This is a genomic window from Pusillimonas sp., assembly GCF_029263785.1.
Taxonomy (GTDB): domain Bacteria; phylum Pseudomonadota; class Gammaproteobacteria; order Burkholderiales; family Burkholderiaceae_B; genus Pusillimonas.
The window spans coordinates 1-13,476 of the sequence record NZ_JAJUFE010000064.1 but is presented as its reverse complement, the minus strand read 5'-3'; the positions used below and the strand labels follow the sequence as shown (position 1 = coordinate 13,476).

The 13,476-nt window shown below is 57.1% G+C and carries 11 protein-coding genes and 1 pseudogene; 8 read left to right on the top strand and 4 right to left on the bottom strand.

The window, feature by feature from the left end; translation table 11 throughout:
• Together Q1J88_RS11725 and Q1J88_RS11720 are read right to left on the bottom strand one after the other, a co-directional pair.
• Positions 1-1,404, bottom strand: a pseudogene (locus Q1J88_RS11725) (hypothetical protein); the annotation flags it as partial.
• Between the two features lie 260 nt (positions 1,405-1,664).
• A complete protein-coding gene (locus Q1J88_RS11720) occupies positions 1,665-3,107 on the bottom strand; it encodes an NAD-dependent succinate-semialdehyde dehydrogenase (protein ID WP_301117898.1) in 1,443 nt (480 codons plus the stop codon).
• 254 nt (positions 3,108-3,361) lie between these two features.
• Between Q1J88_RS11720 and Q1J88_RS11715 the strand changes: the two genes are divergently transcribed.
• The 4 genes from Q1J88_RS11715 (at position 3,362) to Q1J88_RS11700 (ending at position 8,170) form a co-directional block, all read left to right on the top strand.
• Complete coding sequence (locus Q1J88_RS11715) at positions 3,362-5,422, top strand: S8 family serine peptidase (protein ID WP_301117897.1); 2,061 nt, start codon at positions 3,362-3,364, stop codon at positions 5,420-5,422.
• A gap of 33 nt (positions 5,423-5,455) precedes the next feature.
• Positions 5,456-5,914, top strand: a complete 459-nt coding sequence (locus tag Q1J88_RS11710; RefSeq protein ID WP_301117896.1) for a hypothetical protein — start codon at positions 5,456-5,458, stop codon at positions 5,912-5,914.
• A 96-nt stretch (positions 5,915-6,010) separates the two neighbouring features.
• Positions 6,011-7,009: an acyltransferase family protein gene (locus tag Q1J88_RS11705; protein WP_301117895.1), complete on the top strand. Its 999-nt coding sequence runs from the start codon at positions 6,011-6,013 to the stop codon at positions 7,007-7,009.
• 96 nt (positions 7,010-7,105) lie between these two features.
• Positions 7,106-8,170, top strand: coding sequence for a hypothetical protein (locus Q1J88_RS11700; protein WP_301117894.1), 1,065 nt, complete (start codon positions 7,106-7,108; stop codon positions 8,168-8,170).
• 5 nt (positions 8,171-8,175) lie between these two features.
• Here the strand turns inward: Q1J88_RS11700 and Q1J88_RS11695 are convergent, their stop codons facing one another.
• Positions 8,176-8,616 carry a MarR family transcriptional regulator gene (locus tag Q1J88_RS11695; protein WP_301117893.1) on the bottom strand — a complete coding sequence of 147 codons (441 nt, stop codon included), beginning with the start codon at positions 8,614-8,616 and terminating at the stop codon, positions 8,176-8,178.
• A 144-nt stretch (positions 8,617-8,760) separates the two neighbouring features.
• On the opposite strand from Q1J88_RS11695, the gene Q1J88_RS11690 reads away from it, so the two are divergent.
• The 4 genes from Q1J88_RS11690 (at position 8,761) to Q1J88_RS11675 (ending at position 12,856) form a co-directional block, all read left to right on the top strand.
• Positions 8,761-9,114: a DUF1428 family protein gene (locus Q1J88_RS11690; RefSeq protein ID WP_301117892.1), complete on the top strand. Its 354-nt coding sequence runs from the start codon at positions 8,761-8,763 to the stop codon at positions 9,112-9,114.
• Positions 9,115-9,177: 63 nt separating this feature from the next.
• Complete coding sequence (locus Q1J88_RS11685) at positions 9,178-10,188, top strand: tripartite tricarboxylate transporter substrate binding protein (protein ID WP_301117891.1); 1,011 nt, start codon at positions 9,178-9,180, stop codon at positions 10,186-10,188.
• A 70-nt stretch (positions 10,189-10,258) separates the two neighbouring features.
• Positions 10,259-11,794 (top strand): FAD-dependent oxidoreductase, encoded by a 1,536-nt coding sequence (locus Q1J88_RS11680; RefSeq protein ID WP_366902748.1) that lies wholly within the window; start codon positions 10,259-10,261, stop codon positions 11,792-11,794.
• Between the two features lie 72 nt (positions 11,795-11,866).
• A complete protein-coding gene (locus tag Q1J88_RS11675) occupies positions 11,867-12,856 on the top strand; it encodes an SDR family oxidoreductase (RefSeq protein ID WP_301117889.1) in 990 nt (329 codons plus the stop codon).
• Between the two features lie 32 nt (positions 12,857-12,888).
• Here Q1J88_RS11675 and Q1J88_RS11670 read toward each other — a convergent pair.
• The coding region (locus Q1J88_RS11670; RefSeq protein ID WP_301117888.1) for an amino acid ABC transporter ATP-binding protein at positions 12,889-13,476 on the bottom strand (588 nt) is incomplete at its 5' end.

The following is a 13,476-nucleotide window of genomic DNA, read 5'->3' as shown; positions in this document are numbered from 1 at the left end:
GTCGGGGATGACTGTTTCGGCCAGCGGATTTGCGCTTGCTCCACAACCCTCGTTAAACGGAACCCAGCCGTAAATGTGAACAACGGCCTGCCAAAAGGTAAACGGAACGAGGTCGTCGGGTTTCTTGATGTCGGGACATTGACCCTTGTTATACAGCTCGACGTACGACTCGTGGTTCTTTTTGAAGAACGCCTTTACGGCCTTTAACCGGGCAGTGAGATCGGCATCACAGACGGGGGGATCACCATCGATGTAGTCTGCAACCTCGTCGGCCGGCCAGGAGTCCACGCATTTCCCCCACAGGTTTTGCATGCGCTGCACGGCCACGCCGTGCCTGAGCCCGGTTTTTTCGGCGTCTTTTTCCGCATCCGTGCACTCTCCCTTGAGACATTTGAGTACGGTCAGCACGGGCGGGTTGGTATCGCCGGGCTTTCTGACGGGTATACCCGGATCATCCGGCAAGCGGCCAGTCCGCTGCGCAAAGATGTTGTAGCCGCCAGGCAGCTTCAGCTTGTCGATACCTCCCAGGTTATATACCGGCCATCCATCTCCAATGGAGCCGGGCGCCAGAAACTGGATGAGTGCCTGCTGGAACTCCGGCAAGGGCTGGACCGATCCGCTATAGCCGATATAGGGGTTATCCTTGGGACCGATGGCAACCGGCATGTAAACATGGTCTACGTAAGAAATGTTGTAGCCCACGTTATCGGGCTTCAATATCCGGACATCCTGCCCTGCGATTTCAACGGAATCGCCAAATGTGTACTCGGAAAGCTGAGCGAATACATTCTCGTGAAACTGGATATCGCTTGAGTACGTGGTCAAGACACATGACGTGTTCTCGGCAGTACAACTGACCCCTTCGGGCGCGGAGAGCCTGGTGTCGTCGGGATCACGCAGGCGCACATCCTTGTCCGCCAGGACCACTCGGCCACCGTTCCACCACGTGATGTAGCGCTTGTCGTCGAGCTGACTGTACAAGGGCAGAGTGATCGTGACTGACGAATTGGGCGGTATCCCCTCCCCTTCGTTTATGTACAGTTTGTACACGTATTCGGTCGGATATGGCTCTTTCGTTCGGAAACACCCTTGTATCCACTCGTTGACCGCATTTTTACTGGTGGCCAGAACCGGATACAGCTGTCGATCCGAATTATTGTGAACGGTAATGCGCTTGGGCAAGACTTCTACATCATTGAAGTGGTAATCCTTGCACGTGATCACCGAACCGGGTGGTGGTGGGGGCGGAGGGGGCGGAGGCGGAGTGTCGCCCCCGCCTGAAGAACTGCTGCTTTCAAAGATGCATCCCGACATTGCAACTGACAGGACAACTGTCAGGCCAAGGCGCAGTGCAGGGTGCTGGAGTGTGCGCTTGCTACCTGGCCGTTGAACATGGTGTTCCATTTCATCCATCCCTTTTAAAAGTTGGATACCGCGGACAACCATCGGCCCTGTCGAATTGACAGGGCCGAACCATAGACTCAACTACTGCGAAACGAACTACCCCTGACAGGAAATCTGCGCCAAGCCAGCAAAACGCAGTTACCTTATGTTTCTTGTTTTTTGGCTTTATAACACAAGGCTTCGCGCACAGGAACCCTTCAAGCGCCGCGCGCAGCAAGGCTTTCCAACATCACGCCCAATAACGGCGCGGCATCCGGGCTTTACGAGGACACGGATACCGTTTTGGTGTTGAGGTAAGCCTCGAGTGCTTCCGGGCCCCCTTCGGTTCCGTAGCCCGAATCCTTGATGCCACCAAAGGGCAACTCGGCCGAGGGCGCGGACGGCTGATTGATCCAGAGCATGCCGGTTTCAACGCGGCTGGAAAGCAGCCGCACGTTACGCACAGACCGGGTAAAGGCATAGGCCGCCAACCCGTACGGAAGGCGGTTGGCCTCGGCAATGGCCTCTTCAAGCTGGTCAAAGACACGCACACCTGCGATCGGACCAAAGGGCTCTGCGTTGAACAGTTTAGACTCCAGCGGAATGTCTGCGATGATAGTCGGCGAATAGAAGTTGCCAGCGCTACCCATGCGCTCTCCGCCAGTAAGAATGCGCGCACCCAACTGCCGTGCATCGGCGACCATATCTTCCATCGCCACCACCCTGCGCGGATTGGCCAGCGGGCCCATCGTCGTTTCGGTGGCCAGACCGTCGCCTACCTTCAGCGACTGTGCATACTGCGTCATGCCTTGGATGAAAGCATCAGCGACTTTCCGATGGACGAGAAAGCGTGTGGGTGAGATGCACACCTGACCGGCGTTGCGAAACTTGGACGTGGACGCGACCTTGACCGCAAGTTCAATATCCGCATCTTCTGCAACGATGACCGGCGCGTGACCACCCAGCTCCATGGTGACACGCTTCATATGCCGCCCCGCCAGGCCTGCCAACTGTTTGCCCACCACAGTGGATCCGGTAAAAGTCACCTTCTGGATGACGCGATGAGGAATCAGGTATTCAGAAATCTGTGCCGGGTTGCCAAATACCAGGCCAACGACTCCGGGCGGAATTCCGGCTTCGACAAAACAACTGAGCAAGGCTGCAGGCGAGGCAGGTGTCTCTTCGGGTGCTTTGCATAAGAATGAACACCCCGTGGCCAGCGCCGCGCCCAGCTTGCGAACGATCTGGTTGATGGGAAAGTTCCACGGAGTGAATGCCGCGACCGGGCCAACCGGCTCTTTGAGCACCCACTGCTGCGCTGAGGTATTGCGCCCGGGAACAATCCGCCCGTAGACGCGTCGGCCCTCGTCCGCAAACCACTCAATGATTTCGGCACCGGCCTTGACTTCTCCTTTTGCCTCGGCCAGGGGCTTGCCGTTTTCCAGGGTCAGACAGGTTGCAATTTCGTCTGCACGCTGGCGAAGCATGGATGCCGCCCGACGCATGATGTCGGCACGCTCGTAGACAGACATATCCCGCCATATCGTGAACCCGCTGTGGGCGGCGGACAGTGCGCGATCCAGATCCACGATGCCGGCGTGGGCCACGGTACCGATGACCTGTCCCGTGGCTGGATTCGTGACTTCGAGAATCTTTCCATCGTGGGCGTCCACCCATTCATTGGCAATCAGCAATCGAGTATCGGGATAAGCAGGAGTAGCCATTGATCTGTGCCTTCCAGTCAAGGTTTTACTACCGGCACAATCACGCGGGGCCGGACGACCTGATGATAGTAACCTGCGTTCGCCCGCCACTCGCAACGTGTTGCAACTGGTGAAGCCCGACCTCGATCAGGCAGTACTTGGGTCATGTGCCGGCAGTGCTGGCGGCGGCGAATCGCACCAATTGAAAATCATTGTTAAAGTCAATTTCCTATAGTACCGTTCGTTTACATTTCATCAGCCTGAATTGTTTGGCCATGCACAAGAAACTTCTGCGTACCGGTTTACTCCCTCTGGTTGCCGTCGTACTGACCGCGTGCGGCGACAGCAGCTCGAACGAAGGGTCTTCCTGCACTGAAAGCAGCGCCTACCCTTGTCAGACTGGACAATCGGAACCGCTGTATGCCTTTCAGTGGGCGCTGAACTATGCCGAAAGCTATTTCAAGGACTTCCCCGAGACGTTCGGAGGCGGCGTCGACCTGAACGTCGAACCTGTTCACCGGCAGGGCATAAAAGGTCAGGGTGTGAACGTCCTGGTGCTCGACACAGGCACCGATTTCAAGAACGAAGATCTGGAACCCAATGCCGATTGGAATATGGCATGGAACTTCATCACCCAGACGAACGACCCCTACCCGGCATTAGGCTCAGACCCGGACGCCGACGCCCACGGAACCGTGGTGGCCGGCATCATCGCGGCGGCGCAGAATGGCAAAGGAGTCATGGGCATCGCCCCGTTGGCAAACCTGGGCGCGGCGAATTTCCTTAGTGGACCCCTGTCTGTCAGTCAGAACTATCTGGTTGAAGCCTATGGTGGCGCTGAATGGTCGAAGAACGCGCATTTGATCAATGCATCGTATGCCGGCGATGAAAATATCAGCTCATACGAAGCATCGGAAGACGATTTCGGCTCCTACGCCAAAACCTTGGTCTACCGGGGCTTGAAAAACATGCGCGACGGCAAGGGCGTCGCCTTTATCAAGGCTGCGTCCAACTCATACGAGTCTCCATTGTGCGGCCTCGACCCGAACCTGTGGGGCCTGTACAACTGCGTCAACCCTTCGAACGACTTGCACACGCTCGAGTCCAACATCATTGTCACCGCTGCCCTCAACGCCAAAGGGCGCGCAAGCTCTTACAGCAGTGCCGGTTCAGTGGTGTGGGTAACAGGCATGGGTGGCGAATACGGCAACTCGGGCACATACGGAGAAGGGGCAGGGACAGGGAGAATCAAGGACGGCCCAACCATATTCGGTACCGACCTGAGCGGCTGCATCGAAGGATACAGCCACACGTTCGCCGAGACACCATTTCTGCAAGGGAAATCCGAACGTGGAGGAAAACCGGACAATCCCGACTGCGATTACACCTACATGAACGGCACGTCTTCGGCGACGCCCACCATTTCCGGCGTTGTCGCGCTGATGCTCAGTGCGAATCCCGACCTGACCTGGCGCGATGTGCGGGACATCCTGCGCATGTCGGCCCGCAAGATAGACGCCGACTACACGCGCCGGGGTCCGGAAACCAGCTCGTTCAAATACGGCGCGCTTGCCGACCTGACCACCAACGAACCAACCCCCCAGATCGGCAGCGCCTCAGACATCTTTGACGGTGCCACCAGATTCCCGCTGGATCTGGGCTGGCAAACAAACGCAGCCGGCCTGCAATATTCCAACCGCTATGGCTTCGGAGTACCCGATGCAGAACGCGCGGTGGCGCTGGCCATCGAATATAAGAACCACCCTGAACTTAGCCGCGGCGAAGATGTCAAGATTCCGGACTTCAAGTCTGTCGCATACTGGCACAGCAATATGCCTCTCGACCCGGACGAACTGGATGAAGCCGGAGACATCCAGCTCAGGAAAAATGAGCCCTTCCTTTATGAACGGGTGACTTCACTGGGCAAGTTCACCTGGACCGCCCAGACCGTTGACCAGCTGCAGGTTCGCTTATCGGGCGAAAACGTATGCCTTGGCTCGATCGGAATCGCAGCACGGTCGCCCTCTGGCACGACGTCCCTGCTCAAGCTGCCCAACGACCACTTCAAGGCGGGGGTGGCAGACGACAACGGAGGTATCGCCTGGAATGAATTCTCGGATTACGCGTTGACCAGCTATGCCTTCCACGGCGAAGACGCCTCAGGAAACTGGGAGCTCTTCTTGATTGCCTCCAATCCGGACGTTCAGATCGAAGTGGGTGACGTCGTCGACGGAACCCTGATCCGGCGCCCCTCCGTACCGTGCACGGCGAAGAACCCGGACGGCAGCGAGAAAGACTATGCCTTTGCTGTTGAAGCACGCATCGTTGCACAATAGGCACGAGCCTTGAAAAGATTCAGGATATTCGACATGAACACACGCATTCGCGCCGGCCTTGCCATACTGGGTCTGGTGTTTTCTCTTTCCGCTTCCGCGGGCGGCGGCTTGGCCATCGGCCAAAAACTCAGCAAGTCTGAAATCGCCGAATTGGGCGGCATGCCCGAATACAAGATCGGCAAGTTGCGAGTCAGGGTCTTGCCCTCGCCATACACCGATGCCGACATAACGTATTTGCTCAATTCGCGCGGCGTCGTCGGAACCAGCCGCAACCAGGTGCTGATAGCTGACGCCACCGCTGACACCCAGAACACGGTCGAACAGATCCAGCCTCGACCCAAATCGGTGCAATATCACGAGCAAACACGTATTCTGGTTGCTACCTACTCGGACTTTGCCCAGGCCATTGATGCCCTCGAGGCCATCAGAACTGCGCAGCCCGATGCAAAAGTGGCTCTGCCCATGCTGTTTAAGCAACAACGGCCGAAGTAGGGGGAAAAATATTCGGCAACATCCTGCAGTGGCCGGTAAGGACGAAGCATTGACCGCTTGTTAAGGTCATAGTGTTTCTGTGTCTTTTCAGGTGTCATGACTTCGCACAAAAAACTCGATGCCGCTCGGTGGATGGCGGCATTCGCAGTCGTGCTGCTGCATTGTGCGGCGTTTCCGCTGACCTCGGTCGCCCCCTATGGCTCTGCCGACTGGCAATGGGCCAACTTATATGACGCCGCGACGCGATGGTGCGTTCCCGTATTTGTCATGATCAGCGGGGCGCTGCTACTGGATCCGGAGAAGCGCGAGCCATTCAGCCGTTTCTATCAGAAACGTGCTTCGCGGGTCTTGCCTGCCATCGTCTTCTGGTCGGCTTTTTATTTGTTTTGGGGCGGCCTGATGTACCGCCTGGATGGGGTCCCCATGGACGCCGCGGCCTGGGTACGCAAGGCCACCAGTGGCGAGCCCTACTACCACTTGTGGTACCTGTACATGCTGGTGGGTCTGTACCTGTTCGCCCCCTACCTGAGGGATTTATATGCCCGCTGTTCATTTCGGCAGCGCGCAGCGGCTGTTACAGGCATTTTTTTACTGGCGGTATTGCAAACGTTGCACCGGGAACTCAACGCAAATGGCTACGGCTTTTTCCTGACCTGGTTCCTGCCGTACATCAGTTACTTTATTGCCGGCCGGATGATGTTCGAGGGCCAGTTGCGACTGCCCCGGCCCGGCGTGATTCTGCTGCTGACCATACTCGTAACGGCGGCCGGCGTCAGCATCCTGTCCACAGTCGACGCCCTGAACGTCTACTTCTACGACACCTTCAGCCTGACAGTTCCGCTAATGTCCCTGGCGGTCTTTCAATTGATATTGAACGCCCGTTCGATACCGCGCTTCACCACCCTGGCTCCCCTGACATTTGGGGTTTACCTGACACATCCGGTCTTTCTGGATATCGCCAAGAGGACCGGAGCCTACCTGCCGACCTCGGGAACTGCCTGGCAGACTCCTCTGGCCGCTATTGTCATCTTCGTGCTTTCAGTCGTTTTCGTGCGAGTGTTGCGGCAAATGCCGGGTGGTACACGCATAACCTGAATCAACTTGTCGTGTCAGCGTCCCGCTCACGGCCACACCCTGACCATTCTTCCGGTTGCCACTCTGGATACAATGCGGCAACGAAGGAGGTGTCAAATGGTCAGATTCCCGCGGCTTTGGGTTGCACTGTGGATTCTCGTCGGATTCGTGTTTATTGGGAACTCCCATGCGGACATCCCGCCGCCCGCCCTGGGTGAACCCACAGTCGTTCACGCCCATCTGCAACTGGAAGACATCAACGACATCCAGCTCAGTACCGGCACGTACGACATCACTGCCTTGCTGACACTTAGATGGAAGGATGAAAGGCAGGCATTCTCTCGTAGCGATGGCAGTACCCGGCCCGCGGTATGGATGGGATCCCGCGCGGCAAAACGCCTTGAAGCCATCTGGCATCCCACCCTGGACATCACCAGTGAAAAGGGGCTGACAACAAACGCCGTTCACTCGCTGGCCATCCACCCCGACGGTACCGTGGTGTTGCGGCAAAAATTTACCGGCTCACCCCGGTTTACGGGCGAACTGGACCATTTTCCATTCGGGCGCCTGCGGCTCGACCTTACGATTGCCAGCGTGGCATTGGACGACAGTCAGCTACGGTTTTCGCTCGAACACATCAGCCCGGCTGACGACATAAACGCATTGGCTGATGTGGTGCACGGCAACTGGACGCCAATCGGAATTGCCTGGAACACCACATCGGTCGAAAGACCCGGCTCGTCGGGTCAACATTTTCCCCAACTGGACCTGCAAATCGTCGTCGAACACGATTTTGTCGACGGACTGCACAAGATCCTGTTGCCATTATTTGTCATCGCCCTGGTGTCATGGGCGCTTCTTTGGCTCGACCTCATGCGGCAATCGTCGTTTTCGTCACCGCGTGTCGGTGGCATGGTCACGCTTATCCTGACGACCATTGCCCTGAAGTTCATGTTGGGAAGCGAGCTGCCCGTGGTGCATTACCTGACGTTATCAGATGTGCTGTTTAACGGTACCATCATCATGCTGAGCCTGGCCTTGATTTCTTCTTGCGTGGTGGCGGCGCTGTTTACCGAATACAGCGTTGAACACGCTCGCCGCTTCAACGTCGCATTGAGGCGGCTTTACCCGTTTGTCTATGTACTGGTCATGCTGGGCGGCTACCTGCTGGTCATAGAATGAACGGCTTAAATCAAAGATCGCAAACCCTTGCGCAAATCGTCCACGTCAATATCCGAAACGCCGGATTCCACCGCCGCATGAGTCTTTCTCCAGATCGGCATGGCCCTGCCCAGCACAGCGTGTCCGGCGTCTGTCAGTTCCAGCAAACGGCTGCGACGGTCGGAGGGGTCGGGTTTCACCTGAACCAGGCCATCCCGTTCGAGCGGCTTCAGCGCCGCAGTAAGAGTAGTGCGATCCATGGCCAGCAGCTCGGCAACCGGAGCTATTGACGGAGGCGCGGGGCGGTTCAAGGCCATCAGCAACGAAAACTGCCGGTTGGTGAGGCCTACTGGCCGCAAAGCTTCATCAAACCGCCGCGCCAGCGCGCGAGCGGCTTGCTGAACGTGCAGGCACAGGCATGTATCCCGCAGTTCTAAAGTGGTATCAAATGAAATTCTCTTTGACATGGCTTTTTAATTATGTTGATATCAACGTTCTTCGTCAACTGGCGACGATGACATCCGCTTCGATCCACCCGGGCGGATCGTATCCGGGCCTCAACCTGGCTGGTAGCCAAAGCGCTCACCCACGCGCTGTTCAAGGAGACAAGCATGAAATACGTTGAAGGTTTTGTTGTAGCCGTACCCGCCGACAGCAAAGACGCCTACTACGACATGGCCAAAAAAGCTGCACCCCTGTTCAAGGAATTTGGCGTCTCACGTTTTGTTGAATGCTGGGAAGATGATGTTCCCGATGGCAAGCTTACCGACTTTCGCCGTGCAGTCCAGGCCAAGGATGACGAAAAGGTAGTGTTCAGCTGGTTCGAATACCCTTCCAAAGATGTGCGCATGACTGTGCAGGAAAAAATGATGAACGACCCGCGCATGAAGGAAATGGGCGATACGATGTGTTTTGATGGCAAGCGCATGATCTTTGGCGGCTTTGTTCCCATTCTCGATGAGTGACACCGCAAAGATCTCAAGTTAAAAGTCTTGCTGCAAGGCTGGTCAGTTGTGTAAATTTGCAACATGACCAATAACCGCCGCGCATATCTGTTTTGTTCGTTCCGTACCTATAGACGAATCGGTCTGCTGCTTGCCGGGATGTTCGCCGTCCTCGGCCTGATGGCTCACCCCGCGCAGGCCGCAGATTTCCCAAGTCGCCCCGTAAAACTGGTGGTGCCGTTTCCCCCGGGAGGCAGCTCCGATATCCCCGCCCGCCTGCTTGCGCAGAAGCTGGAACAGCTTTGGGGACAGCCCGTCGTGGTCGAGAACCGTGCCGGAGCAACCGGAACGATTGGCGAAGCTTATGTAGCCCGTTCCCGGCCCGACGGACACACCCTTTTGGTGGGAACAAGCAGCAGTCACACCATGGGTCCGTACACCATCAGGGACAGGCCTTACGATCCCGTTGCCGACCTTCGTGGAGTCACACTGTTTGCCTGGGTGCCGCACCTGATTGTGGTCAATCCCTCATTGGAAGTGGCGTCGGTGTCAGAGCTCATTCGCCTGGCAAAAGAAAAGCCCGGAGAACTGAACTACGCCACCTCCGGACACGGAAGTTCGGTGCATCTGGCCACCGAAATTTTCAGCCGCAAGGCAGGCCTGGACATGGTGCAGATTCCCTATCGGGGAGTAAATCCGGCAGCCATGGCTGTGGCCAGCGGGCAGACCCAGTTGATGTTTCCTCCAGCAATAGTGGCGCTTCCTCATATTGAAAACGGGACGTTACGGGCATTGGCAATACTGTCTGCAGACAAACTGCCCGGCCTGCCCGAAACACCCTCCACCACCGAGGCGAATCTTGAGGGCTACGAGTTCTCGACCTGGGTCGGCCTGCTGGCACCTTCAGCAACGCCAGACCATATCGTGGACAAGATTCAAGCCGACGTGGCACAGATTCTGGCCGATCCTGCGGTACGCCAGACCCTGGAAGAGATGTCCTTCACACCCGCGGCAACCTCTCCCGGTGAATTCGACGCCATCATTCAACGTGAAGCTCTTGAGCACCAGGCGCTTATAGCAGAACTGGGCCTGTAGTGCGGCATGTTGATTGCTATGCCCTGACGCGGCCGCCCGCTCGCGGCCAATTCGAATTGACAGGTGCGGCATGGGCGAGAATCCTTTACACGAACAAACATACTGGGAAGCGGTTTCGGCCGGCTCTCCCAATTCCTTCCCTCCACTGGAAGAGGACACGCGCGCCGATGTCGCCGTAGTCGGCGCGGGAATCGTTGGCTTGACCGCGGCGTATGAACTTGCGCGTGCCGGCAAGAAGGTAGTTGTCCTTGAAGCTCGGCAACTTGCCTCACAAGCCACGGCTCGATCGACCGCCAAGGTCACGTCCCAGCATGGACTTATTTATGGCCGCTTGATCCGGAATTTCGGTGAAGACAATGCACGGTTGTACGCCATGGCCAATCAGGACGCCATCGAACACATCGCCACCATGGTCGAAAAGGAAAGCATCGAATGCGCATTCGAACGAAAGGCGGCCTATGTGTATGCGCCCGATCTTGAATGTACGTCGGCGGTCAACGACGAAGCAATTGCCGCAGCCATGCTGGGACTACCGGCACGTGCAGTGCGGGAGATTCCGGCGCCTGTCACATGCACTGCCGCGGTGTGCTTTGACGACCAGGCTCAGTTCAATCCCGTTCAGTATCTGCGCGGCCTGTCCCAGACGGTTTCACGAATGGCACGCGTATATGAGAACACGCGCGTCGTAAGCATTGATGAAGAAGACGAACAGCAGCTTGTAAAGACCGAAGACGGTCATACAGTCACCGCAAGACACGTCGTGGTGGCCACCCACCTGCCCATTGTTCCGGAGGGCAAGTACTTTGCGAAGGCTTTTACCTTCAGTCACACGGTGGCTGCAGCACCGCTTCCGTCCGACATTCCTGTAGAAGGGATGTTCGTTTCGGCTGGAACCCCCAGCCACTCTTTCCGTCTGGATACATGGGACGGAACGCCTTACGTCATCGCCACCGGGCCTTCCTATGAAACAGGCGTAGCCGAGGAACTGGCTCGCAGCCTGAACGACCTGAACACATTCCTGCAGGAACACTTCTCTATTGATAAAGCAGAGTTCCATTGGACCAACCTTGACTATCGCTCCATGGACGAAATGCCCTTCGCCGGACGAATTTCGTCTTCCACCCCCCGGCTCTACGTGGCCACCGGCTTCAATGCGTGGGGCATCACAAACGGCGTAGTTGCCGCCCGCATCATCGCCGACCAGGTGCTTCAACGAGAGAATGCTTATTCCGAACTCTTTGACGCATCCCGAATCAAGCCGCTGGCCGGAGGCACCGAATTCGTCAAGGAAAACCTCATGTCGGCCAAGCAAATGGTCATGGATTACCTGAGCCCGAAAGACAAGGACGCGTCCGATCACGTTCCTTTGGGTGAAGCAAGAGTAGTGTGTGAAGACGGCGAAAACATCGCGCGCTACCGCGATATGGACGGATGCCTGCACGAGGTCTCTGCCGTCTGTACTCACATGGGTTGCGTGGTGGAGTGGAACGATGTCGACCGGACATGGGATTGCCCCTGCCACGGTTCGCGCTTTGGGCCCGACGGGTGTGTGCTGCATGGTCCGGCCACCAAGCCCCTGGAGAAAGTCGGCACTGATCCCGACTAGGCAGCTATTCCTGGCACACCGATTGCCCCTTCGGGAGTTCAGCCCGGGATACCTCGATTTCAGGAGTTGAAGATGACCAGGAAACAGCACGACGACCAGCAGAAAGCGGAAAAGACGGCCGACAAGCAACGTCGAATACAGGACGAGCAAGACCGCAACGATGCGCAGAATTCTGACTCCAAGAGCGAAAGCGCAGCGCAAACCGGGGCCCGTGAGTATCCCGAGCCGCCCATGCCGGCACAGAAACTTGAAAAGCCCGGCGATGAAAGTGACCTTGACCCGCGCCCCCAGTTCTTGGCTCCCGATTATCAGGGCAGTGAAAAGCTGCGTGGCATGTCCGCCATCGTGACCGGCGGCGACTCTGGCATAGGCCGGGCAGTCGCGATTCTTTTTGCACGCGAAGGTGCCAACGTCTCGATCATTTATTTGAATGAACACGACGACGCCAAAGAAACCTGCCGCTACATCGAAGCCGAGGGCAGACGGGCCATTTGCATCCCGGGTGACGTAAAGAACCCAACGTTCTGTCGCGATGCCGTACGACAAACCATACAAAGCTTTGGCCAACTGGATATTCTGGTGAACAACGCCGCGTTCCAGGAGCACGCAAACTCGCTCGAAGAAATCACGGATGAACGCTTCGACGAAACCATGCGCACCAATATATACGGCTACTTCTACATGGCCCGCGCCGCGCTTCCGCACTTGAAACCTGGATCAAGCATCATCAATACAGGGTCTGTTACCGGGTTGCGGGGTCAGGGCCAACTGATGGATTACTCGGCCACCAAGGGTGCCATCCATGCGTTCACGATGTCGCTGGCCGAAAATCTTGCCGACAAGGAAATCCGGGTGAATGCGGTCGCGCCAGGCCCCGTCTGGACTCCATTGAATCCTGCCGATCGGCAGCCCGGGCAATTGGAAGAGTTTGGAAAGAGCACCAAACTTGGACGCCCGGCTCAGCCGGAGGAGCTATCGCCCGCCTACGTTTTCCTGGCCTCTCCGGTGTGCTCCAGCTATATCACGGGCATAGTACTGCCGGTAACCGGAAGTCCAGGTTAGAAGCTGCAGCGCCACCGAAGTTGCAACCGGCGTCAGTGCGACAGGATCTTGGACAGGAATTGCTTGGCACGCTCGGACCGGCCCTCCGGGTTTCCAAAAAACTCTTCCTTGGCGCAGTCTTCCACTATGGCCCCCTCGTCCATGAACACCACCCGGTCAGCAACCTTGCGGGCAAAACCCATTTCGTGAGTGACGACCATCATGGTCATCCCTTCGCTGGCAAGGTCGACCATGACGTCAAGAACCTCGTTGACCATTTCAGGGTCCAGAGCAGATGTGGGCTCATCAAACAGCATGGCCACCGGGTCCATGGCCAGGGCACGGGCAATGGCCACCCGCTGCTGCTGACCGCCCGATAACTGGCCCGGGTATTTTTCCTTATGCGCACCCAACCCGACCCGCTCGAGCAGGTCGTAGCCCCGCTTCCTGGCTTCAGACTCGCTGCGACCCAGCACCTTTACCTGCGCCAGGGTCAGGTTCTCCATCACTGACAGGTGCGGGAACAATTCAAAATGCTGGAACACCATGCCTATTTGCGAGCGCAGTTTGGGCAGGTTGGTATCGCGAGCTCCGACGGACACGCCATTTACCCAGATTTCGCCTTCCTGAAACGGCTCGAG